This window comes from Camelimonas abortus, assembly GCF_042432745.1.
Classification (GTDB): domain Bacteria; phylum Pseudomonadota; class Alphaproteobacteria; order Rhizobiales; family Beijerinckiaceae; genus Camelimonas; species Camelimonas abortus.
Genome location: NZ_JBHLWR010000006.1, coordinates 1 through 21,603 on the forward strand (window position 1 = coordinate 1; position 21,603 = coordinate 21,603).

Consider the following 21,603-nt stretch of genomic DNA (forward strand, 5'->3'; position numbering starts at 1 on the left):
AGATCGCCATTGATTACGACGTTTGACGTGATTTCCAGGAGATAGGTTGCGCCAGCACCATCAGCACGCTTCACGCCGGTGAAGACAAAGCCGCCATATGATCCCCCGACGTAGCCCTGCACCGCATACTGGACGCCAAGGCCATTCACGGACGTCATCAGGCTGGAAATGGACGCGGTGTGACCGCCGACCGTCGTGGATAGACTGCTGATCGAACTCGCCAGAGCACTATCGCCGTTCGCGCGCGCAGTCTGCTCCGCTGTTATCGCGGCGGTGTTACTGCTGACAGTCGCCGTCAAGCTGCTGATGCTACTTGCCAGCGCACTGTCACCGTTCGCGCGCGCAGTCTGTTCACTGATGATGGCCGCTGCGTTTGCGCCAACACCAGCCTCAACAGCAGTCACACGCGACGCCAGAGCCTCGCCAGCGCCGACGACAGCACTCATGTCATCCTGAACGCGGGCGAATGCGTCAGCAGTCTCCTGCTCAACTGTCGTCACCTTGCGTTGCAGGTCCACGGTCGTTTTGACCATCCAACTGCGCGACGCCTGTTCCCAATCCAGCATTGCTGTAGTCGGGAATCCACCGCCATCAATCCGCCGCACCTCGCGTGGCATGACGTAAGGCGCGGTGAGCGGATCGACCTCAAGCGGAACAGTTCCGGTTGTATAGTCTGGATCGTCAGCCATTAGCCTGATGGCCTCGCGTCAGGGTCAGGGATGCTAGCGCCAAGAAAAGCGAAATCCTTCGCCGTGTCGGTTGTGATCCGCACGCGAAGCCCGTGATGCGTGCTCATGCCAAGGCGATTGACGCGCACCGGCCACGTCTCAGCATCTTTCAGTGAGCGAGTAACGGGCGTGGACCATGTTTTTCCGCCGTCATGCGACCACGACACAGCCACGTCGGCGTCTGTCTCGGTGAAATCCATGAACAGCGACGGGATGGATACGCGCGCCGGGTATTCCTTCACCGGGCCGGACTCCAGATGCACCGGCATGGCCGCGCCGTTCTCGGTAAAGACGGATCCAGAGAACGTCAGAATGTCGCCTGTGAGGCGATCCGCGACCAGCCAGCGGTCAGTGTCGAACCACGTCGGGCCACCACGCCAGCCGGTTGCGCCAGTGCTGGTGCGCTCATTCCACACGCGGCCCGTCGTGTCATATTCCCACGACCCCTGATCCGACGTGATGATGACGAATCCCACGCCGCGCCAGACATAGGCCGACATGCGGATTGACGCCCGGTCAGACGCCTGGATGAAGCGCTCCACGTCCGGGGTGGAAATCCGCGCCGTTTCGTAGCCGCTCAGAGCGCGCACGGTGAAGTCGGACCCCACGAAAAAGATGGGGTTATTCCACGCCTCGTCATTGCCGATTGCGGCCATCGGAGCGATGACGCCTACAGGTAGCACCGTCGCAGCGCGCTGCATCGGGTAGGGCATCGTGCCCGCGTTCTGGTACGGCTCAATCGTGGACTCGCCCATGGCGTACAGCAGCGACCCGGCGGCAATCACACGTCGCAGGCCATCGGCCCGGCTCTCTGCCGTGGTGAAGCTGAGCGCGTTAACGTCCGTGCTGTTCAGCTCGCTGGCAAACAGCCGGCCATCCGGCACGGTGAAGTGAAAATACCCACCCAGAAACTCGACGCTGTTGACCGTCGCCGGCAGATCAGCGTCTGGGTAGGCCGAGACGGCGCTTGACCCGATGACGTAAGCCCCGCCAGACGCCCGCACAGCCACAATGTCGGGCGTGGACACACCATCAGTCGTGCGGTTGTTGCGCGCCAGCGTCACGCCGTCGGTGCCGGGAATTGAGCCTGTCAGCGTGGTTACGGTCGACCCGCTGATGCGAACCACCGCGCCATCATAGACAATCACCCACTCGTCATTGACCTTGAGCGCGCCGCGAACGCCGCTCTTGCCGGTGGACAGTACATGCACGAGGCCGGGCGAACGGCGCACCACGTCACGGTCGCCGTCCTTGTCAACCCATGCGTTGATCCGCCGACCGTCGCCCTCACCGGGGCGCGATCCAGGCGTGGAATTTTTGGGGAAGGGAACTGCCACCATCAGAGGCGACCCTGCCGACGTGACGCGCCGAGCAACGAGCGATCAACCTTGAGGCGAGCGCCAGGCACGCCCTTGCCGATGCGGGCGATGGTGCGCAACCGGGATTCAGCCCGCTCGATCACCTGATATTCGCGACCACGGCCAAACGCCGGCGCGCAGGTTTCAACCAGAATGTCTGTCAGCAGCTGGAAAACCTGATCGTCAATATCGTCAGCCGGCGGCACATAGATGACATTGCGCTGGGCCAGATCGGCCAGCACGCTCTCTAGCCGCCGCTCAACAAGCGCCGCGTCAGAAGCACCGGCAGTCTGGCCGGCATAGAGCACGCCAAGGTCTTGCAGCACCGCGTCAATCAGTTCGGCCTTGCTTGCCATGTGATGCCCTCAGAAATGGATAGGGCGGCCCGTAGGCCGCTCCTTTTGTCGTGATGGTATCGGAAGGCGTCAGGACGCAGCGCTGCCGCTGACGCGGATCGCAAGGCGCGGATCGACGGCCTTGATGCCGTAGAGAATGTCCAGGCGGTACCGCGACACGTCGTTGGAGCCGTCATAGTACGGGACCAGACGGGCCGAGATGCCCTTGTAGGACTCGCGGGCCACATCGACAGCGCCGGGCGGCGCGACCAGCGGAGCCATCACAAGAGCGAAGGCGTTCTTGTGGAAGATCATCGACTGGCGGTAGCCGGTGGAGGCCGCGCCAACGAGCGTGATGGCCTTGTTGTCCAGATCGGTTACGCCAGCCTTCACGGCGACAGTCTGGTGCGCGCCGCTCCAGATCATCGCAGGCGTGATCTTCAGCGAGGCGATGGCGCTGCCGGAGCCAGTTGCACCTTCAACGACGGTGAACTGCTTCAGGAAAGGCAGCGGCTGCTTCGTCACCGGGTTGACGTCATACACGTCGGCAATGGTGAATACGTCACCAGCCGCCAGCGTCTGCGTGGCACCGCCAAGGCCGTCAATGCTGATGGTCTGGACGTTGGTGTCACGCACCGCTTCCCACGTCACAGTGGCTGCGGTGATCGAGCCGTTGACCGCAATGGACGAGCCAGAGCGCGAACCAGTGGTGAACGTGGCGACGTTCTGGCTCATGAAGGTGTTCACGCCAGCAATGTTGCCAAGCGCGCCTTCACGGTAGGCACCGCGAGCGGCGTCCTGCACGTAAAGGTTCGTCTGCGAGCCGAGCAGGCCCCAGAAGTCAGACGGGGCAAGGAAGGCAGAGCGGTCGCCCTTCGGGACGCCGAGCTCGTCCAGGCGCTCGACGGCGGCGGCGAAATCCTTGAAGCCCTTGATGCTCTCGCCGGGAGTGCCGACCCAATTCGGAACGGACGTGGCGAGGCTGAGCAGGTCTTTGTCCACCTGGTTGGCAAGCTGGATCATCGCCGGGCGAATGACGCGCTCCGACAGCTCGGTGATGTCGAGCGTCAGTTCCTTCGACGTGAAACTGAAGTCGATACCCTTCTGCTTGTCGATCACAAGCGAGGTCTTGCCCTCGCTCACGTCCTGATTGGACGCCACAGCGCCATCGCGAACGGTGAAGTCGGCCGGGCGGCGAATGGTGATGGTGTCGCCAACCTCATAGCCATTCACGGACTTGGAAAATTCATCCTCGTATCCGCGATAGACGGCCTTGGCCGCGCCGAGTTCGTTTTCAAGGATGCGAACGGCAGCCTTGGCGATGAGGGAAGTCTGGAGAGTGCGGTTTGCCATTGGTCAGTCTCCGCCCGTCAGCCGTATTTCGCTTTCAGCCACGCTTCCAACTTTGCTTCATCGGATGCAGGGCCAGCGCCGCCCTTGATCGGGGCGGTCGGCGGAGGGGCTTTAGAAGTGCGGTTTGCGGTGGGCAGGCTCAGCTTGGCCTCCAGTCGCCCGATAGCGCGCGCGGCAGACAGCGGGTCCATGGCGTTAAGCCGTTGGAGGTCCGCCGGATTTTTCGCGAGATGGTACTTGAGCAGTGGCCCCTTATCGGACTCGATAACAAGCCGGGTAACGGCATCAGATGCGGGCATTGCGCCAGCCTGCGCCATCGTCTGCACGTAGTCCGGGATGGCCTTCGCCACCTCAGCCTCGCGCTCGCGGAAGTCTTCCAAAGCGATCTGCTGTGCAGCCGTCATCTGCGCCTGACGCGCGGCTGCGTTGCGCTTCGCTTCCTTTTCTGCCAGCCGTCGATCAATTTCGTAGGCCGTCATCGCGCGCTCATACGCGAAATAATCCTCGAAATCCTCGATCTTTGGCGGCTCGCCCACTTCCGCTTCAACCGCTCGCCTGATCGCCTCACTGTCAGCGGGAACAGGCCCGCGACTGCGCTGCAATTCCAGTTCAGCAGTCAACTCAGCGATTTTGCGCTTGAGCCGGTCAACGCCTGACCGCCTCTTGCGCTTCTCGCCATCCTCTTGCTCGTCGCCATCATCGCCTGCGGCGTCTGCGCCTTCGGCGTCTGCTTCAGCCTCCTGTCCTGTTTTGGCCTCGTCCGTCGTTTCGGTCGTGACCTCAGACTGTTCGGCTTCGGCCTGCGGCTCATCGGCCACTGGCACGTCTACCTGGTCGTCATCCTGCATTGCTGTGCTCACAAAAAAGCCGCCTCAAAGGGCGGCGCCCGTCATCGCGACTGGCGCGTCATGCGCCTGCCTGCGTGAAGGTCAGACCGGCGCTTGGCCGGGATCGTCAGGGCCAACCAAAGAGCCGCCCTGCGGCGGCTCTGTCGGCATCATCTCTGGATCAATCGCCATCTCAGGCGGCGCGCCCATCGTATCGGGCGGCAATTCCTGTGGCATGTCCTGCGGCGGCTCTGGCGGCTGTTGCAGCATGGCGAACAGGTCGCCCACGACAGCCTGCAATTCCTGAACAGCCCCGGCGATTTCGTCCACGCGAGGATCAGCGGCTGGCTGCGGCGCGACTGGCTCTGCCGGCATGCTCGCGGCAAGCTGCGCCTCCATTGCAAGCCGCTCCAGTTCAATCTGCGCCTTCTGCGCGTCAGCCTCTGCTTTCGCAGCCAGAGCCAGTTTCTGGCGCGTCTCAGCGTCCTTGGCGGCCATCTCCATCTGCATGGCCTGCTGTTCAGCCGGCGATGGCTCAGGCGGCGGGGCAGGCTGCTCTTTGCTGTCCTGCGCAATCAGTTGCTGGATTTGCGGCGGGGCAATCGCCTTCAGGCGTTCGGCCATCTTGTCGGCCATCGGCCAGTCCTGCGCCTGCACGTACAGATCGCCAATAGCCGGGAACAGTTGCGGAGCCGACTGAACCAGTTCCCGCATACCCTCGCGGGCTTCCTCGCGCCGCGTGGTGTAGCTCGGACCCATAGACAGCGTTACGTCATAGCTGCCAACGGTCAGGTCATTCAGGATCGGCGCAGCGCCTTCAACAGCGATGCCGTTCGGCTGGTTGATCGCCAGTTCTTCAATGGTCCCGTCTTCGCCGGCAATGCGCAGCGTGCGCGCCGTGTCGTAAATGCGCGGGATCAGGTCAACGAGAATCTCGCCCGTGCGCTGGATCGCATAGGTGAAATGATCCACGTACACAAACGCGCCTACGTCGCCCTCACGCTGGCGAGCGAGAATGGCCTTGCCAGACGTTTCGTTAGACTGAGCGCCGAGCGAAGCATCGTAAATGCCGATGGTCCGCTTAATGTCTTCTGCGGCAAGGCTGATCTCCTGCAAAAGCGCAGGCGACGGGACAGGCGGCTGCTCACGCGACGGGCGCTGACCACCATTGGCCGGGTCAGGCGTGTAGCGCAGATATGGCAGGCTCGCGCTGTTGGCGATCTGCCATTCATCCTCGTATTCCTCGAAATTCTTCTCAGTGCCAACGTACGGCACTTTCGGCTGGAGCGCGGTCAACTCAATCTGCGCTGAACGCCCGTAATTGTACAGCCGCTGCGGATCACGGGCGAAGCGGATCGCACCATATCGGATGCGCCGGCGACCGATTGTCTGCTCATTGCCGATCACCGGCACAATCGGGATATGACGCCCGACGTGGCGCGTGGGCGCCTCAAGCACTTCACCGCATGAGATAACAGCGCGCCAGACTTCATCGACCGTGCGAGCGTCTTCACGAGCGACCATATCGGCAGCGCGGGCCGCCTCGACAATCTCAGCGTTCTGCTCAGCGCGGCGCTCGTTCGGGTCGTCCAGGTCATAGACGCTGCCATTCTTGAGCAGCACGAGGCGGTGCTTGACGGTCTTCTTATACCAGTACTCAGCCACGCGAATGTGGTCGTCAGACGCCCACAAGCCACCGTCTATGGCATAATTCGTCGTCCAGTCCTGAACTGTCTTGCCTGGGTAGCGGTCCTTGAAAGCCGCATGGCTCATATCAACCGGCACGAAGCACCAGCGGGCGTCAGAGCGGGCGAGGTCCGTGCTGTCCGGGTCCCAGATCACGGACACGCCGTCGTCAATCAGCGCCAGCCGAATATCCTGGTCAAACGTCGTGTCGGAGGCGTATTCCGTCATGACGCGCCAGTGAGCGATGCCACAGACAACCTGGCTATCAGCGGCCATCGAATAGACAGCAGACTGCGCCTTGCTGCGGTTTTCGATGTAGCGGATCACAGCCGACAGCGCTTCGGCAGTCTCCGGGTCAGCGTTGTCGTCAACGCCGACGCATTTGATGGCCGGACGCATCTGGCGCATGTCGCCCGTGATCTGGCGCGTGTACGTCGGCAGGGCATTGATGGTCACGCATGGACGGCCCTCGCGGACACGCCTCGCCTCATCTTCCCACTGGTTCAGGCCAGCGTGGAATTCCAGGTCATAATACGCCTCGCGGATATTCTCGCGCTCGCGCTCATAGCCGGAGTTGTAACGCTCATGCGCAAGACGCAGGAACTCACCGTCGTCAGCGGTCGTGCTCTCTGGCTTCTTGTCGCTTTCCGCCATGCTCATGCACCCATCCAGCCGCCGCGCGCATAACCAGCGGGACGTTTCTTTTCGCGCTTAACCTTGGGCTCTTCGTAGGCCACGCACATCAGGCCAAAGGCATCGGCCGCGTGCGATGACCAGTCGTGTTCAGGCCCAAGGTCGATGCCGCGTGCCTCATCCCGGCGCGCGTGATAAGCGCCCAGCGCCTCGCGACCGGCTTCCGTCTTCGCTTCATCGAACCAGATGGCGGGGAACATGCGCCGGGCAGCTTCAATGCGAGCCATTGCAGCGCCGCGCCCTTGGTTCGGTACAACGACGACCTCAAAGCCTGCCTGCCGCAGCGCGCTCTCATATGACACGTCGAAAACGCGATCCTGCGTCGCGCCGTCATGCGGCAGGATGCACAGCGCCTTGCCATAGCCATTGTCGCGAAGCCAGTTGACGTGCGTGGCGAGCGGCTGCCCCTGCGCCTCGTAGTAGTCGAGCACGCGGATTTCGCGCCCGACAAACTGGCATATCCAGATCGAGCAGGCGTCGGCCTTTGCGCCGGTGCCGCCAATGTCCCAGACGGCGCGAACCTGCATCAGCGGATCAGCGACCACGCGGCAGATGCGGCCCTCGCTCCTCGCCTGCGTCAGACTGGCGGCGTAGTAAGCGCCGACGCTCACCGTAGCGTAATCGCCCTCCCAGATGTGGTCGTACTGGTCAGGCGACATGCGCAGACAGTCCTGCCGTTCCTGCTCCAGTTCCGGCGTGAACCATGGATTGTCGCGCCAGTTGGCCTGCACCACGACGGCTCCAGTGGGCCGCTCTGGCCCGCGCAGCATCACATCAACCGGATCAACGCGCCGCTTCGGATTCCATGACCACCACATCTGCGCTCCAGCCGCGCGCATCGTCGGGCGCAGCAGGCTGATTGAGCGAGCCGTGGCCGTGTGAGCCTCTTCCCACCATGCGCGACGGAAGCCTTCCAGCGACTTCACGCTGTCGGCGCTGTAATCGTTCATGCCCTTGAAGATGATGATGCCGTCGCCTGGCGTCTGGATCACGTCGCGGAACACTTTGAAGCCATCCGCCTCGCCAAGCCCGAACGCCACCAGCTTCGCCTCAATGAGCGCCTTTGCTGATTGCGTCAGATCCTTCTGCACCTCACGGATGCAGAGCGCTCGCATCCCCTCGCCAATCTCACCGGGGGCAGCCAGGCAATCCTCGATCATCAGGCCAGCGAAGAAATGGCTCTTTCCTGAGCCGCGACCGCCGAACGCCCCCTTGTCTCGCGCAGGCTCCAGCAATGGCAGGAAAACCTCAGCCGTTGGAATCTGTATCCTTCGGCCTGACAACGACTCTCTCCACCGCTGTAATCGGAATAGCGCCGCCGTTTGGTCCGCTGATTTCCTGCTGCGTTTTCTCGCGCCAGTCGTCGGGGAAACGGTTCTTCATGTTGAAGATGAAGGCTGTTGCGTTGAAGCCAGGAACAAGCCCGAACGTCGCCTTGCGTCCTTCACTTTCCCACCAGCCCTGAGCTAGCGAGACAGCCTCCTTTACGGCGCTCAAAAACTCGGGGTTTGCTTCTGCCCAATTGTCGAGGGTGTTGCGGCTCACACCAAGTGCATGCGCCATTTCCGCCTTGCTTGCTCCCTCGCGGCCAAGCTGGATTACGCGCTCGCAATACTCAGGGCGGTATTCTGTAGGCCGTCCGCCTTTCGGCTTGTCACTCATTGCGCGACCTGTGCTGTTATCTGGAGAAGCCACTCGATGCTGAGTGAGACGTAAGCCTCCGGCGAAGGCCGCCTTGTCGTGACAGTGCCTTGTGCTGAAGCTGTGCTCATAAGGACGCAGTTAAGAGCGCAGGTTCATGCAAGTGGCGGTTATTTCCGGATCCGAACGTCGCCGTCGCCAGCGAGGGAGTGTATGGGCAGTTCTGCGACATGCCCAGGTCGTCAGTGCTCCCGGTTACGGGGAGCGCTAGGCGCAGACACGGTTTGCGCGATCAATCATAGCCACCAGGGGGGAGGGCAGAGAGAGACCGACCGCGCAATTACTACACCCCACATCGCGGCTAGTGGTACGATGCACGCTTGTACTCAAGCGAAGCCAGACTATGCGTCTCGGCTGGGGTGGATTAGCTTGCGCCGCCGTGGTCTGTGAACGTGCGCTGGGGCAGAACCCGCTGGGCTCACCTGATCCCCGCTGCGCTCTGCCAAGGCGGTCGCAATCTCAGAATCAACAAGCGGGGCGCTTGACCCGGCTCAATGGCGGACTCCCACCAGAAATTTCGGCCCCGATAATGCGTCACGCGCGCGCGGTTGTCAAGCCCCTCTGCATAAAACGCCACACAGTGTTCAGCGTCTCGCGCAGCGCCACCACGTCACAAGCCGCTGGGGGTATGTCGAACACGCATACCGCAGGCAGTAGCTTGTTTGCGGTGAAGTGCTGGCCGCGCTCAGCGAAAGCCTCCTGCAATCCATCCATGCGGGCGCGCAGCAGGTCAATCGCGTGCCAGTTCTCGTTGTCGTTGCCGTGGGGAAGGCGGAAATTGCTGGCGGCGACGAACTCGCTCAGGTGCGCGCTCACGCGAGGCGGCGTGATGCCGGTGATGTGCCGGTGATAGGACAGCCAGAGCTTGCCGTACCACTCTGCTGCGTCGTGCTGGATCTGGCTGATCTGCCCTGCGGCGAACAGTCGGCCTACAGAATAGCCCAAAAATGGATTCTTAGGGTCGCTGAAGCCCCTTCGATGGGGCTGGGCTATGGCGACAGCCAGAATCTGTTCTTGCGTCTCCACGGGCTTCCTGTGGGCTTTTGCGATGCGACCCGATGCGGAGCGGATCACACCCGCCACGGGCTTGCGACCAGACTTGCGCTTGAGCTTGAGCTTGAGCTTCGACATTCGGGCGTCCTTGGGCAGTGATGGGCTTGGCGTCGGCTGGCTTCAGATCGGGATGGGTGTCCTGATCGGGTCATACGTTTTGACAGTCGGCGCGGGGACGCCGCGCAGGTGGCGGGCGAAAGCCAGGTAGTTGATCCCGTCGTCGTAGCTGTCGGCGTGGCCGGGATTGCCAGCGAGGCGGGCCAGCTTGACCGCGTGAAGCACCAGAGCCACGTCGGCGGGGTCCAGCGCCTTGCCGATCAGTGCGCCGGCAATCGTGGCGGCTCTGGCGAAGCTGTCTTCGATGCCGCCGTAGGGCTGGCCGCGCTGGTCAACGATGGCGGCGCAGTGGTCGAGGATAGAACGGACTGGATGCGTCATTCTGCGTCTCCCAAGCCAGCCTCAGCGGCCTTGCGGCGCAACTCGTCGGACACTGCGCGCAGGATCGCTGCGGCGCGCTCTGGATCGCAGGGCCTGGCGCAGCGATCAGACGCTGCCTGTCGGCGCTGTTCCGCCTCACGCCGGGCCATCGCGTGCCTGGCGGCGGATTCCTCGCAGGCGGCTTTCACTTCGGCCATGGACGGCATCCATTTGCACTGGACAGGCAGGCCGGATCGCGGGCTAACCACATCGGCCAGCACGTAGGCCGGGTAGTCGCTCATGAGCTGAACCATGGCGGCGGCGAACAACTTCACGTCGCCCACGTCCTTCTGCGGGAAACATCCCATCAGCATGCGGGCGTAGCTGGTTGCCTCAGTGACCGAAACCGCGTCCGGTCGGCGGAAACCCACCGTGCTCTGCGGCCTCTGCGATGGCATGGAGTTCTGCGAGTGCGTCAGAGATTGCGTGGCCATTGCGGCGCTCCTGATGCTTGGCGAAGGGGATGATCTGGGTTTTGCGGCTGGCGGCCTGCTCTGCATCACGGCGAAGCCAGCCGGTGAATGTCCGGTCCCAGTCTGCTTTTCGGGCGACGGCACGATTGCGGTTGCCAATGGCCCAATCCCGCATGGCGTCTGCCCGGCGATCCACCCACGCTGCGTCCAGTCCGTACTGGCGGGCGAGGTCGTAGTGGGATGCCTTGGGCGACCAGTCGTCAGGGATGGTAGAGCCGCGCGAATTGGCGGCGCGTGGCGCGGGCTGCGAAGCAGTGCGCGCATCCCTCCTATTTTCTTCTTCTAGCCTCTGGCTTCTGGCTTCTGGCTTCTGGGCTTTAACCCGGGGGTTAACCCCCTTTTCCGCTAACCCATTGTTTTTTAAGGCGGGGTTGCCGCCAAGTTTGCCGTTATTCTTGTCTCGTTCGGCCTTAAAGTTATCGCGAAGTATGCGTCGAGATGTGACGAAGTTTTCGTCGTTCCTCGTAAACACGCCTGCGTCTTCCAGCTCGCGCATCAGCCTGCGGATGGTGCGCGGATCATCTCCGAGCACAGCCGCAAGGTCGCGCTCAGTCGGGTTTTGACCGTTGAAGTGCAGGCGACCGTCACCGCCCTGATGGATCAGGCAAATAATGTCGATCCAGAGCGAGCGAGCGGCGCGAGAAACGCGCTTGAGCGTGACTTCCGACTGCCAGTCAGCCGGGTAAAATTTGAGCCACGGCTTGCTCATGGCCTGCCATCCTGTGATTGCAGCGCCTCATAGACGCGGATCGCGTCGTTCGGTGCGTGTTGCGTCAGGGAGATGCCGGAGCGCTCGACAGCCTTGGCCGCGCGGCGGATGCCGTACAAGATGCTCGAATGATCGCGGTTCATCCGCATGCCGATGCCTGTCAGACTCATCAGCAGCCCATGACGGGCGACGAACCAGATAGCGTGCCGGGCGTTAACCAAGGGGGGAGATCGCCCGGCGACTGCCTGAAGGCTGGCCCTTGTGGCTCCTGCGTGCTCACACACAGCCTTCTCAACATCGAGCAGCGACCACTTGGCGCTGCCGACCAGGAGGATGTCACGCTCTCCCCTCGCACGCAGGTCAGAGAGCATGGCGTTGGTGCGGGCAAGCTTTTCAGCCATCTCGCGGCGCTGGCGTTCCGCCAGCGCCTGCGCTCGCTTGATACGCCTTCGCTCGCGCTCTCTGGCTTTGCGGTGGGCTTCGCGTTGGGCGCGCTCTTCGGCCATACGCACGGCGCGCTCTTCCGCCGCCTTGCGTTGGGCCTCTGCGGCTAGAGCCGCCTCGCGCTCTGCCTTCTTGCGCGCCTTATAGGCCCGGTCTGACGCGCGCTTGCGCTCCTTGCGCTCTTCCGCCGCCTTGCGCTCTGCCTTCTTGCGTGCCTTATAGGCCCGGTCTGACGCGCGGGCGGAATCAGCCCTGACAGACGTCGGCACAAGCCCATAGAGCTGCATCAATTCCGCTGTTGTGTAGAACCGGATCGGGGCGTTCATCGCGCATCCCTCCGAACGACTGTCCCATCCATGCGGCGCTTCCAGCCGGACGCCTTGCTGCCTGGGATCGGATTGCGGGATTTCGGTTTGATGCCGAGGTGAATGGCGCGCACGCGGTCGGTTTTGGCGCGGGTCTTCGCCTCGCCAGCCGTCTTGACCGCATGGCAACGGATATGCGCTGGCCGCATGTTGGACGGCTCGTCAGCACCGCCGAGCCAGAGAGGCTTGCAATGCTCAACGTCCCACGGCTCGCCCACCTGTATGCGCAGTGAGCAAATATGGCAGACGCCACCAGCCGCATCGAACACGCGGACACGCTGGGCAGCGGTGAGGCTCTTGCGCTTCATGCCGCCACCTCCGCTCGCAGAGGGATGCGCCAGTCATTCAGCGCGACCTGAACGTCTCCGACAGACCGCACAACGGCGTAGCAGACGCTATTCTGGCCAGCCCATTCCGCCCATGCCTTCTGGCTTGGCGACAACGCGCCGCCATTGGCTGGCTTGATTTCCAACAGGCCACACCAGGAGCCGGGACCGAACACCACCATGTCCGGCACGCCAGCCTTGACGCCCATTGCCTTGAGCATCGCACCAGTGCGGGCATCGCGCGCGCCGCCGTTCGGAACGTGCGTGTAGCGGTATTCCTCCGGCAATGCGCAGTCGAGAAAGGCGGCGATGGCCTTGTGCGGGCCAAGCTCCCGCTGAACCCTCTTGCGCCTCTGAGGCTTTGCGATAATCATACGGCCTCCGTAGAGTCGTGGAATCGGACGCCGTGCCGGGCGCCGTATTCGTGAATTGCTTCGATCAGGTCAGACATTTGCCGGACCGTGAGGCGGGAAGACCGGAAGCCGAGTGGGAACGGCCCCGATCCATCCAGCCCATCTGCGAACTGCACCTGGTGGCCTAGCGCGTGCATGAACGCGCATTTCCAGGTCTCAGGCGTCCAGTGCCGGCCTTCCGGCTTTGCGCGACTGATTTCGCTGAGAAGTGACCAGAGAAGCGCGTTCTGCTCGTTGGTGCGCGTGGCGGCTTTTACAGTCACCACGGCGTCAACTGGTGCGCGATCAATCAGGGTCTTTGCGAAGGCCCGTTGCGATGCGCCGCGTAGGATCACTGTCTGCGCCATGGATCGCCCATCAGAATGGGATGTCGTCTGACAGTTGGTCGGCATAGTTGCCGCCAGCGTTGTCATTGCCCGGTGCGATTGCCCGATCGGATCCACCGCCCAAAAGCGTGACCTGATCCGCGCGAACGGTGAGATAGGTCTTCCCATCATGCTCGCGGGTGGACAGATCACCGGACACAGCGACGCGCGACCCCTTGGTCAGGTATTGCGACAGGCTTTCGCCGCGCTTACCCCACAGCGCCACGTCAAACCAGAGCGTGCGCTTGCCATCAGGTCCACGTTCCTCGACAGCAACGGGCCAGCCCGTCACCTTGTCGCCGCTGCCAGTCGTGCGGGTTACTGCGTCACGGCCAATGTTGCCGGCAATGGTGATGTTTTTCATGGTCAGGCTGCCTTGCTGAATTCACGGATCGCGGCTTGCTTGAGCGCGTAGACCTTGCGCAGGTGCTCTTTGGTGGCGTCAGGCAGAGCGGCGAGGCGCTGGCTATTGCGGGCGAGCACTTCTTTCAGCGCTGCCTCAGTCTCAGCCTGGTCAATCTCGCGCTCGATTTCAGCGGCTGTCGCGGCGGCGTTCGGAGCGGGCGGCGTCTGCATGGGCTGCGAGCGGCCATCGCGGCCACTGGCGGCGTTGCCGTCGTCATCCTCGGGAGCAACGCCTGTCATCGCCATCAGGCCATAGCGGCGACCATAGGTGATGGCAGAGCCAACACCCTGCGGATCAGGCTTCACCGGGCGCAGAGAGAGCGTGGATCGCACCCACTGGCCGCTCTTGTGCATCAGCATGGTCGTGATGCGGACAACCGACCCTCCCGCCTCCGTCGAGACGGGCTGAATGATGCTGAACCCGTTGGCGTTCAGAGCGCCCTGCACCGCGTCAATCACGTCGGCCAGTTCGGCATACTTCGACTTGAAGTGGTCATTGCGCTTGGTCTTGATCACGTCGCCCATAGCCTTCTGTGCTTCCACGAAAGCTGGCGCCCATGCTGAAATGTCGGCGGACATTTCCATCACTTCGGAGATGATCTGATCGGTCATCACGCGGCCTCCTGCCGGTAATAGCGGGCGCGCAGAGCGGACAGCTTGTCGTCCAGTTCTGCAAGAAACTTGATGACTTCGGCCTCAATGCTGGCGATGCGTTCGGCGTCGCGGTGGAACCGCTTCACGAAAATCTGCAACTCTGCCGGCACACGCGGATCGAAGCTGACGAAATCGCACCAGTCGCGGCCGGTGCAGGCCATCTGCCAGAGCATCTGCGCCTCGTATTGAGCCGGGATGCGCTCCGACAGAAGCGTATCAATGTGCGTGTGGGTATTCGGGCACTTGATTTCGACCAGGCCATCTGCGCCCACCAGGCCGTCGGGCGAAGCAGCCGACATGCCGATCACTGGATGCTCGATCAAGCCGACCTGCTCGACGCGGACGTTGTGCAGGAAGCTGTATGCGTCACGCGCCTGCGGCTCCGTATCGGTGCCCCATTGCATCGCAGGGCTGGTGTATTGCTGCGCCGGAATCCCGGTCAGTCGCTCGACCAGCAATTGCGACATGTAGGCGTCACGGCTGGCGGAATACCCGGATTTCGTGCGGGCGATCACGTCAGCGACGCGCGAGGCAGTCACCTTGCCGACGCGGGCGTTAAGCCATTCGACGCTCCCCTGTTGCATGTCCTGCTCCCTGATATTTCCTGACCACCGGCTTGCCGTTGCGCCATCCGATGACGCGCAGACCGTTGGCCTTGGCTTGCTGTTCGATCACCAGCCGCCGGGTCTTTTCGGCCTTCTGGCTGGCTACGTAGATTTCGTTGAGGCGTTGCATTGCTGCCTCCTACGCGTGCGCCTACACGTGAGGGCGTCACGCCATGCCGAGTGCTTGCAGGTACAATTCCAGGACGGCTTCGTGCTCCTGGCGCTCGGCAGCATCCTTGCGGCGCAAAGCGATGACCTGCTTGATGATCTTCACTTCGAAGCCACGGCCACGGGCTTCGGCGTAAACGTCCTTCTTGCCTGCGTTCAGGTCCGCAATCTCTGCGTCGAAGCGCTCAATGCGCTCCACAATCTGTCGCAGTTCATCGGCTGCTATGCCGGTGCTCGCTACATCATTCACGTATAGCCTCCGCTAATAGCGCCTTGGCTTCCGCCAGCAGAGCTTCCACTTGGTCCAGATCCACCGAACGCGCAGAGCCGCCCACTTGGCGAGCCACTTCCAGTTCATGCGCTAGCCCCCGCATTTCGCGCTCCATGTCCTTGATGGCGTAGGCGGTGAGCGCATCGCGCACGCGCGCATCAAGGCGTTTCAGGCGGTCGCGGGCGATGTTGTAGAGCGTGCCAGGAGCGATCCCGGCCCGCGAAGCAACTCGCCTGCGAGCGTCGTCTATTGATCCGCCGGAGCGCATTTGCTCCCGGCGAACAGCGGCGCGTTCCATGTCGCGCAGCCGGTCAAGATCAGTGATGGCGGCGTCTGTCATTCGCGCCCCCGTTTGCGGATGATTTATCCGCTGTTGCTGGATGCCCCGTCCCATTCGCCTGTGCTCCACTGGTGTTCAGAAAGGAGGCGACTTGGCGAAAGAGACGGAAAACTGGCGATCTGTAGGAGACGTTGCCGCTTTAATCCTTGGCAGGCTGGAGCGGCAGCGTCTCGTCGCGTCTGAAAAGGTGCCGGGAGCCGTCAAAGCCCCCGGCCAGTTTCAGGGAGGACGCGCCCCGTGGGGGCCTCGTGCGGGCGCACGTGAGCGCGCCCGGATCCGGTGAGACAGGCGGGGGGCGTTCATGACGCCCTCCGTTCTTTTTGGGCTGCGAGGTCGGCGAGGACCTCAAACGTGATGCCTCGCACCCGCTTGCGGCGTGCAACCTCGACCACCCGCCGCCAGTGCCGGGGCGGGATGGAGTCGCGGCTTTTCCATGCACTGGTTGTGCCCACGCTGCATCCGATCGCTTTTGCGAACTGGACCGAACCGCCAAGGGCATCGATAACGGATGAAAAATTCTGCATGACGCAAACTAATCTGCATTACGCAATCATCCACGTCAAGCCTGAATTATCAGATTTGCAATCAGCGGCTCTGCATACTGCCGACATGGAAGTGCATGACAGACTCAAGCAGGCGCGCATCGCGCGCGGCATCAAAACAGCCAGGGCTGCCGCTGAGCGGCTGGGCGTCCCCTATGGCACATACTCTGGCCATGAGGCCGGAACACGCGGCATTCGCATGGAGGAACTGAAGGCATATGCCGACGCATTCCGTGTCTCAGCTGCATGGCTGGCATTCGGCGAGGGCGATCCACATGAGCTACCGCCTAGCTTTAGGCTAGAGGTGTACGGTCATGTGGGGGCAGGAGCCGAAGTGTACGGAATTGATGATCATGCGCCAGGGGAGCCTATGGAGGTCTTTGATACAGCCCTCCCTGTGGCAGACGGAACAATCGGCGTCATTGTCCGGGGGGATTCTATGTACCCCAGGTACGATGACGGTGACGTGATCGGGTATTTCCGGGATGGGCGCGACCCATTGGACCTGATCGGCAAAGAGTGCATCGTGAAGCTGGCAGACGGGCGCTACTTCGTGAAACGGCTGCGGAGAGGACGCGCCCAGGGTCTGTTCAACCTCGAAAGCGTCAATGCGCCACTCATTGAGGATGTGGTCGTAGAGTGGGCGGCAGAGGTTCACACCGTCATCCGCTCGGGACAGTGGCGAACCAAGTAGCCACAGACACTCGCTGCGCTTCCTAGCCCCGCCTTCGAGCGGGGTTTTTTATTGCCTGTTATGCACCCGGCAAGTGCGCCTGATTGCGTCACGCAATTTATTCTGCATTTCGCAATTGACATGAGGTCTGCGTTTTGCAATCATCACTCCATCGCCACACGGCATGGAGACCGACATGGGCAACGAGATTCCGCCCCGCTATTTCCTGATCCACGGATCATGCGACGGGCTTGATCCCACCATTGAGTTTGACGACGCGCAGTCGCTGGCCGAACTGGCTCGCCAGATCAATGGAGCGGACGTCGAGACGATATTCCGCGTCTGGGAGTATTCGCACTCCGACGGACAGATGCGCGACGTGACAGAAGACGTTGCGACAGAGCTGGCGTTGAACAGCTACCGCGACTCCGAGACCCCCAGCTTCGCTGCCGTCGATCTGATCGACAGCTACGGCCTCGCTTACTACGGCCACTACCAGTCCAGGCGTTCGGATGGCTACGCCGACTATCGCAACGACATGCGCATGGCTGCGGAGTGAGCGCCATGAAGCACATCGGAATCAATCATGAGCCTGCAACTGCTTCCGGTAGCGTCGTTGATATGCGCGGCATTTACCTCAACGGCATGGCTTCTCTGCCGTCTATAGCGGTCGCCAGCGCCATCGGGGCGCTGACCGGGCACATGATCTGCCACGAAATCGCAGCGTCGTGCGGGCTGGATGCTCGCCGGCACATCGAAAGCGCCAAGGCCGCCATTGATGAACTGCGCGAGGCCGCTGGCCTGTCGCCCATCGATTGGCCTGCCACCGCCAAGCCTGCGGAGTGACCATGACCGCCACCGAATTCCTCTGGCTGTTCGCAGCCTCTTGCATCATCGGCGGCGTGGCTGACTACGCCTGCTCTGTCTGGCTGTGAGGTCAGCATGAACTGGCACAACGACAGGCTCTGCTGCGAACTGCTGATACTGCCGATCATGGTCTATGACTTCGCGCAGTCGCAGTACCCGATCCAGCGCACCGATGAAGAACGCCACTACACGCGCGGCGTACTCAATGGCTGCTATTTCGCCGTGTGGGAACTGATTGAGCATCTTGACCACAAGCGGGCCGAAAAACTTCTGAACCGAGCAATGCGTGTCTGCCGGCAGATCGCCGTCGAATTGAACAACCGGCCCGGCGCTCGCATCGGCATGACGCATTACTACCTGATTGAAGAACTGCTGTCGTCAGGAACGATTGAACTGTGCGCAGGCTCCGCGTTCGGAGACGCGCTGGAAGTTCTGCTGACCGGCGTTCAGGAGCACTTCGCCAAGGAAAAGCTGGACGCCGCCGCGCAAAAGTCCGCGCGAAAGCTGCTCGATATGCTCCGCGACCAGCACGGCTTCTACCGTGAGCACTTCGCCAAAAGGATCGCAGCATGAAGGTTTTGTACTTCACCGGCCCCTGGTGTCAGGCATGCCAGCAGCTGAAGCCATTTGTCGAGCGCGAGACGACCAACCATGGCGTTACGCTGGAATACATCGACATGGGCGAACAGCCCGACGTTGCTGACGCGCACGGCGTTCGCGGAATCCCGGCAATCTCGATTGTCGATGACGCGGACAAGCAGGTTGACCTGATTACTGCCGCGCAGATCCGCATCCGCCTTCCGGCTGCTCTGAAGGAGGCAGCCGCCGCCCGCGCCCACGCAGAGGCCCTGATCGCGCTGACGAAGCGGGAGGCCAGCCATGACTGACGCGCCGCGCGACGTGCCTGCGCAGGAGCGCGAATGCCTGGAGTTTGTCTGATGACAGAGAAAGCGTTTCAGAAGATCAAGGCAGGGCTAGAGGATGCCCGCGATATGCTCGCCGCCGCCCCTGCCGCGCCTGCGCAGGAGCCGGTGACGCCCGATGTAACAGCCCGATTTGTTACGTCCTCCGGGTGCATCCAAGGCTTTCAATCCGTTCCGGTAAGCGCGGTTCGGATGAGCGACGACGGGACGCAATTAGACGTTGATTTGGATTACTGGCCTCCAGCCGCCAGCCCGCAGGTGAAGGTCAAGCCGCTGGTGTGGGAGGAGCATCCCGCCGGGCTGGTCGCGAGCGCCGGCGGGATCGGCGAGGCATACATCATCGACACACGGATTGCGCGCCGTGTGCACTTCATGAAGGGCATGGATCACAACCGGACATACCCTTCCTTGGAGGCTGCCAAAGCCGCCGCCCAGGCCGACTTCGAGCGCCGCGTCCGCGCGTGCCTAGTGGGCAAGATCGTGAACAAGGATCTGGATGGCGGAGGCGACAATGACTGACCAGAAAATCAACGACGGCGGGCCGGCATTTCCCTGGAATGAGAAGCACAGCGATGGATCGCATTACCACGGCAATCCCGGCATGTCGCTCCGCGACTGGTTCGCCGGGCACATCGCCGCCGCAATGATGACTGCGACGAGCGCGGATAGCGACTACCCCAACATCGACTACCAGCGAGATGCTGGTGGCCCAACCGTTGCAGAACGTGTTGCGACCATCGCGTACCGCTTGGCAGACGCCATGCTCCAGGCGCGGGAGGCGAGCAATGACTGACGACATCAAGCTGCTGCCGATGCCGAAGGGCGAGGCCGTTGGGATGTATCAAGCGTGGAGCTACGACCAGATGCAAGCCTACGCCCGCGCCAACGTCCTGCACCACACCGCCACGCTACAGGCCGAGATCGAGGCGCTGCGGGCAGAGTGGGACGCGCTGCGCGCAGAGAGCGCGAACGCCGGAGGTATGTCTGATGAACATGAGCAAAGGTGATGTGTGCGCGCTGGAAGTGGAGGTGATGTCTGTCGATGACCTGAAGGGATCGGCCATCATCACCTATGAGGCGCACGACGGCAGGATTTGCGGTGCATCGGTAGATACGTCGAGGCTCAAAGTGCTCCGCCCAGCCCCGGTCGATCTGGCGACGTGCCCGCTGCCGGCGCAAGCCACCGTCGATGGGGATAATCCAGCGCGGCAAGTGACGGTGCTGGCTCGCAACGGAGATGTGGCATGGGTGCGCGAGCGCGACGGATCGCACAGCACCGTTCTGCTGTCATGCCTGCGCCCCGTTGCGAAATCGGCCACCAATTTTTTTGTCATGCTGCCCGTGCCGGAGCCGCTGAAAGAGCCGCCGGAAAAGGGGACCGCATATTGGTGCGTGAGTGATGACTTCGACGATCTCTGGTGGAGCGAGTGGGACGGCCGGGCCACGGATCAAAGGCGTCTCCAGGACGGTCGTGTCTTCGCAACTCGCGAGGCAGCTGTCGCCGCGCTGATGGAAGCCGCCATCAGGGCAAGGGGGAGCGAATGATTACAGCAGAATACATCCAGCACATGGGTAGTGACCTGGTGGTGGCCAATGCGGCCAGGGTTTCATTCGACAAGGAGAGTGAGTGGGACAAGGAGCACTTCTCCGGCGAGGATGATGTGTACCTAGAGCGGCTGTCCGCCCGCGACGCCAAGCTTATCGCCTACCTGGCCCGTCACAACCACTTCACGCCCTTCACGCACTGCATGATTACCATGCGTGAAACCGTACCGATCTTTGTGGCCCGGCAGCGTTTCAAACACGTAGTAGGTTTCTCATACAACGAGGTGAGCCGCCGCTACGTAGACGACGAGCCGGAGTTCTATGAGCCGGAAGTCTGGCGGAAACGCGCGGACCACGTGAAGCAGGGGAGTAGCGATGAGCCTGTGGAGATGGGCCATAGGACCCGTGAGGCTGTGGCCTGCTACGCCAAGGAAGCCGTGACGCTTTATAATGAATTGCTGCGCCTTGGTACTGCTCCTGAACAAGCCCGCATGGTCCTGCCTCAGAGTATGTTGACGAGTTATTATGTGACCGGCTCCCTGGCAGCCTTCGCTCGCGCGTACACCCTACGCACCCATGAAACCGCACAGCGCGAAATCCAGGACCTTGCGAAACAATGGGATGCGATCATCAGGCCGCTGTTTCCTGTGGCTTGGGGGGCGCTCACGGGAGGCGAGGCATGATCCTTTCTGCCGCCACCATCCGCGCCATCCAGCCGGTCCGCCCGTTCTGCGAGCACACCATTCACAATGGCCGCTCCTACGGCCTATCGCACGCAGGCTATGACGTGCGCATCAAACAGGACGTTTTCCTGCGCGCCGGCGAGTTCTCGCTGGCGTCAACCGTCGAGCACTTCGAGATGCCCGACGACGTGCTGGCTATCGTCCACGACAAGAGCACATGGGCACGGCAGGGGTTGTCTGTGTTTAATACGGTGATCGAGCCAGGATGGCACGGCTGGCTGACCCTTGAGCTGAAAAACCAGCACCACACCAACCACATCAGGATCGCGGCAGGCGATCCGATTGCGCAGGTTGTGTTCCAGCGGCTCGACATGCCGACGGTTCCATACGCCGGTAAATATCAATCACAGCCTGACCGACCCGTTGAGGCCATCCTTGAAAGGAGCGCGGAATGACCACAGCAAAAGTCGCGCGCGTTTTCACGCCTGAGCAGGTTGCAGAAATATGGGGCTGCACGGGCAACCACGTCCGCAACCTGATAAAGCGCGGCGAACTCCGCGCTTTCCGGTTAGGCTCCAAACTGATTAGAATCCCGGCTGACGCCATCGCAGAGTATCAGGC

32 protein-coding genes and 2 pseudogenes are annotated in these 21,603 nt (G+C 62.1%); 12 read left to right on the forward strand and 22 right to left on the reverse strand.

Going from position 1 to position 21,603, the window contains the following annotated elements; translation table 11 throughout:
* From ACFFJB_RS02240 to ACFFJB_RS02345, 22 genes and pseudogenes are all read right to left on the reverse strand, one after another.
* Window positions 1-689, reverse strand: a pseudogene (locus ACFFJB_RS02240) (hypothetical protein); the annotation flags it as partial.
* Window positions 689-2,068 carry a packaged DNA stabilization protein gene (locus ACFFJB_RS02245; RefSeq protein WP_376829202.1) on the reverse strand — a complete coding sequence of 460 codons (1,380 nt, stop codon included), beginning with the start codon at window positions 2,066-2,068 and terminating at the stop codon, window positions 689-691. The pseudogene ACFFJB_RS02240 and the gene ACFFJB_RS02245, both read right to left, overlap by 1 nt.
* Window positions 2,068-2,442 (reverse strand): hypothetical protein, encoded by a 375-nt coding sequence (locus ACFFJB_RS02250; protein WP_376829150.1) that lies wholly within the window; start codon window positions 2,440-2,442, stop codon window positions 2,068-2,070. Before ACFFJB_RS02250 ends, ACFFJB_RS02245 begins: the two co-directional genes overlap by 1 nt.
* A gap of 69 nt (window positions 2,443-2,511) precedes the next feature.
* A complete protein-coding gene (locus ACFFJB_RS02255; protein WP_376829152.1) occupies window positions 2,512-3,774 on the reverse strand; it encodes a P22 phage major capsid protein family protein in 1,263 nt (420 codons plus the stop codon).
* 17 nt (window positions 3,775-3,791) lie between these two features.
* Complete coding sequence (locus ACFFJB_RS02260; protein ID WP_376829204.1) at window positions 3,792-4,622, reverse strand: hypothetical protein; 831 nt, start codon at window positions 4,620-4,622, stop codon at window positions 3,792-3,794.
* A gap of 81 nt (window positions 4,623-4,703) precedes the next feature.
* Window positions 4,704-6,947 carry a portal protein gene (locus tag ACFFJB_RS02265; RefSeq protein ID WP_376829154.1) on the reverse strand — a complete coding sequence of 748 codons (2,244 nt, stop codon included), beginning with the start codon at window positions 6,945-6,947 and terminating at the stop codon, window positions 4,704-4,706.
* Window positions 6,944-8,215: a phage terminase large subunit gene (locus tag ACFFJB_RS02270; protein WP_376829156.1), complete on the reverse strand. Its 1,272-nt coding sequence runs from the start codon at window positions 8,213-8,215 to the stop codon at window positions 6,944-6,946. The genes ACFFJB_RS02265 and ACFFJB_RS02270 overlap by 4 nt, the downstream gene beginning before the upstream one ends.
* Before the next feature lie 13 nt (window positions 8,216-8,228).
* Window positions 8,229-8,642: a hypothetical protein gene (locus tag ACFFJB_RS02275; RefSeq protein ID WP_376829158.1), complete on the reverse strand. Its 414-nt coding sequence runs from the start codon at window positions 8,640-8,642 to the stop codon at window positions 8,229-8,231.
* Window positions 8,643-9,215: 573 nt separating this feature from the next.
* On the reverse strand, window positions 9,216-9,812 hold the full coding sequence (locus ACFFJB_RS02280) for a hypothetical protein (protein ID WP_376829159.1): 597 nt from the start codon (window positions 9,810-9,812) through the stop codon (window positions 9,216-9,218).
* Window positions 9,813-9,854: 42 nt separating this feature from the next.
* Window positions 9,855-10,172, reverse strand: coding sequence for a DUF6378 domain-containing protein (locus tag ACFFJB_RS02285; protein ID WP_376829161.1), 318 nt, complete (start codon window positions 10,170-10,172; stop codon window positions 9,855-9,857).
* Complete coding sequence (locus ACFFJB_RS02290) at window positions 10,169-10,495, reverse strand: hypothetical protein (protein ID WP_376829206.1); 327 nt, start codon at window positions 10,493-10,495, stop codon at window positions 10,169-10,171. The genes ACFFJB_RS02285 and ACFFJB_RS02290 overlap by 4 nt, the downstream gene beginning before the upstream one ends.
* A gap of 49 nt (window positions 10,496-10,544) precedes the next feature.
* A complete protein-coding gene (locus ACFFJB_RS02295) occupies window positions 10,545-11,393 on the reverse strand; it encodes a hypothetical protein (RefSeq protein ID WP_376829208.1) in 849 nt (282 codons plus the stop codon).
* Window positions 11,390-12,163, reverse strand: a complete 774-nt coding sequence (locus ACFFJB_RS02300; protein WP_376829166.1) for a helix-turn-helix domain-containing protein — start codon at window positions 12,161-12,163, stop codon at window positions 11,390-11,392. Before ACFFJB_RS02300 ends, ACFFJB_RS02295 begins: the two co-directional genes overlap by 4 nt.
* The gene (locus tag ACFFJB_RS02305; RefSeq protein WP_376829168.1) at window positions 12,160-12,510 is read right to left on the reverse strand and encodes an HNH endonuclease; all 351 of its coding nucleotides are present in this window, start codon (window positions 12,508-12,510) and stop codon (window positions 12,160-12,162) included. The genes ACFFJB_RS02300 and ACFFJB_RS02305 overlap by 4 nt, the downstream gene beginning before the upstream one ends.
* Window positions 12,507-12,902: a VRR-NUC domain-containing protein gene (locus ACFFJB_RS02310; protein ID WP_376829170.1), complete on the reverse strand. Its 396-nt coding sequence runs from the start codon at window positions 12,900-12,902 to the stop codon at window positions 12,507-12,509. Before ACFFJB_RS02310 ends, ACFFJB_RS02305 begins: the two co-directional genes overlap by 4 nt.
* Window positions 12,899-13,288: a recombination protein NinB gene (locus ACFFJB_RS02315; protein ID WP_376829172.1), complete on the reverse strand. Its 390-nt coding sequence runs from the start codon at window positions 13,286-13,288 to the stop codon at window positions 12,899-12,901. The genes ACFFJB_RS02310 and ACFFJB_RS02315 overlap by 4 nt, the downstream gene beginning before the upstream one ends.
* A 10-nt stretch (window positions 13,289-13,298) precedes the next feature.
* Window positions 13,299-13,670, reverse strand: coding sequence for a single-stranded DNA-binding protein (locus ACFFJB_RS02320; RefSeq protein WP_376829173.1), 372 nt, complete (start codon window positions 13,668-13,670; stop codon window positions 13,299-13,301).
* A gap of 2 nt (window positions 13,671-13,672) precedes the next feature.
* The gene (locus tag ACFFJB_RS02325; RefSeq protein ID WP_376829175.1) at window positions 13,673-14,323 is read right to left on the reverse strand and encodes an ERF family protein; all 651 of its coding nucleotides are present in this window, start codon (window positions 14,321-14,323) and stop codon (window positions 13,673-13,675) included.
* Window positions 14,323-14,949: a lambda exonuclease family protein gene (locus tag ACFFJB_RS02330; protein ID WP_376829177.1), complete on the reverse strand. Its 627-nt coding sequence runs from the start codon at window positions 14,947-14,949 to the stop codon at window positions 14,323-14,325. The genes ACFFJB_RS02325 and ACFFJB_RS02330 overlap by 1 nt, the downstream gene beginning before the upstream one ends.
* Window positions 14,921-15,100: a hypothetical protein gene (locus tag ACFFJB_RS02335; protein ID WP_376829179.1), complete on the reverse strand. Its 180-nt coding sequence runs from the start codon at window positions 15,098-15,100 to the stop codon at window positions 14,921-14,923. Before ACFFJB_RS02335 ends, ACFFJB_RS02330 begins: the two co-directional genes overlap by 29 nt.
* Before the next feature lie 36 nt (window positions 15,101-15,136).
* Complete coding sequence (locus ACFFJB_RS02340) at window positions 15,137-15,388, reverse strand: DUF2312 domain-containing protein (RefSeq protein ID WP_376829181.1); 252 nt, start codon at window positions 15,386-15,388, stop codon at window positions 15,137-15,139.
* The gene (locus ACFFJB_RS02345; RefSeq protein ID WP_376829183.1) at window positions 15,381-15,803 is read right to left on the reverse strand and encodes a hypothetical protein; all 423 of its coding nucleotides are present in this window, start codon (window positions 15,801-15,803) and stop codon (window positions 15,381-15,383) included. The genes ACFFJB_RS02340 and ACFFJB_RS02345 overlap by 8 nt, the downstream gene beginning before the upstream one ends.
* 300 nt (window positions 15,804-16,103) lie before the next feature.
* Between ACFFJB_RS02345 and ACFFJB_RS02350 the strand changes: the two genes are divergently transcribed.
* The 12 genes and pseudogenes from ACFFJB_RS02350 to ACFFJB_RS02405 all read left to right on the forward strand — a co-directional run.
* Complete coding sequence (locus ACFFJB_RS02350) at window positions 16,104-16,985, forward strand: LexA family transcriptional regulator (RefSeq protein WP_376829198.1); 882 nt, start codon at window positions 16,104-16,106, stop codon at window positions 16,983-16,985.
* Window positions 16,986-17,160: 175 nt separating this feature from the next.
* The gene (locus ACFFJB_RS02355) at window positions 17,161-17,523 is read left to right on the forward strand and encodes a hypothetical protein (protein ID WP_376829185.1); all 363 of its coding nucleotides are present in this window, start codon (window positions 17,161-17,163) and stop codon (window positions 17,521-17,523) included.
* 5 nt (window positions 17,524-17,528) lie between these two features.
* On the forward strand, window positions 17,529-17,810 hold the full coding sequence (locus ACFFJB_RS02360; protein ID WP_376829187.1) for a hypothetical protein: 282 nt from the start codon (window positions 17,529-17,531) through the stop codon (window positions 17,808-17,810).
* A gap of 96 nt (window positions 17,811-17,906) precedes the next feature.
* Window positions 17,907-18,404, forward strand: coding sequence for a hypothetical protein (locus ACFFJB_RS02365; RefSeq protein WP_376829189.1), 498 nt, complete (start codon window positions 17,907-17,909; stop codon window positions 18,402-18,404).
* Window positions 18,401-18,718, forward strand: coding sequence for a thioredoxin family protein (locus tag ACFFJB_RS02370; RefSeq protein WP_376828558.1), 318 nt, complete (start codon window positions 18,401-18,403; stop codon window positions 18,716-18,718). Before ACFFJB_RS02365 ends, ACFFJB_RS02370 begins: the two co-directional genes overlap by 4 nt.
* Window positions 18,719-18,946: 228 nt before the next feature.
* Window positions 18,947-19,273: a hypothetical protein gene (locus ACFFJB_RS02375; RefSeq protein WP_376828560.1), complete on the forward strand. Its 327-nt coding sequence runs from the start codon at window positions 18,947-18,949 to the stop codon at window positions 19,271-19,273.
* Window positions 19,266-19,547: a hypothetical protein gene (locus ACFFJB_RS02380; protein ID WP_376828561.1), complete on the forward strand. Its 282-nt coding sequence runs from the start codon at window positions 19,266-19,268 to the stop codon at window positions 19,545-19,547. Before ACFFJB_RS02375 ends, ACFFJB_RS02380 begins: the two co-directional genes overlap by 8 nt.
* On the forward strand, window positions 19,540-19,761 hold the full coding sequence (locus ACFFJB_RS02385) for a hypothetical protein (protein ID WP_376828563.1): 222 nt from the start codon (window positions 19,540-19,542) through the stop codon (window positions 19,759-19,761). The genes ACFFJB_RS02380 and ACFFJB_RS02385 overlap by 8 nt, the downstream gene beginning before the upstream one ends.
* Window positions 19,742-20,299 carry a hypothetical protein gene (locus ACFFJB_RS02390; protein WP_376828565.1) on the forward strand — a complete coding sequence of 186 codons (558 nt, stop codon included), beginning with the start codon at window positions 19,742-19,744 and terminating at the stop codon, window positions 20,297-20,299. Before ACFFJB_RS02385 ends, ACFFJB_RS02390 begins: the two co-directional genes overlap by 20 nt.
* Window positions 20,296-20,982, forward strand: coding sequence for an FAD-dependent thymidylate synthase (gene thyX / locus ACFFJB_RS02395; RefSeq protein ID WP_376829190.1), 687 nt, complete (start codon window positions 20,296-20,298; stop codon window positions 20,980-20,982). Before ACFFJB_RS02390 ends, thyX begins: the two co-directional genes overlap by 4 nt.
* Window positions 20,979-21,437 carry a dCTP deaminase gene (locus ACFFJB_RS02400; RefSeq protein ID WP_376828571.1) on the forward strand — a complete coding sequence of 153 codons (459 nt, stop codon included), beginning with the start codon at window positions 20,979-20,981 and terminating at the stop codon, window positions 21,435-21,437. The genes thyX and ACFFJB_RS02400 overlap by 4 nt, the downstream gene beginning before the upstream one ends.
* Window positions 21,434-21,589, forward strand: a pseudogene (locus tag ACFFJB_RS02405) (helix-turn-helix domain-containing protein); the annotation flags it as partial. The gene ACFFJB_RS02400 and the pseudogene ACFFJB_RS02405, both read left to right, overlap by 4 nt.
* Window positions 21,590-21,603: the final 14 nt, after the last annotated feature.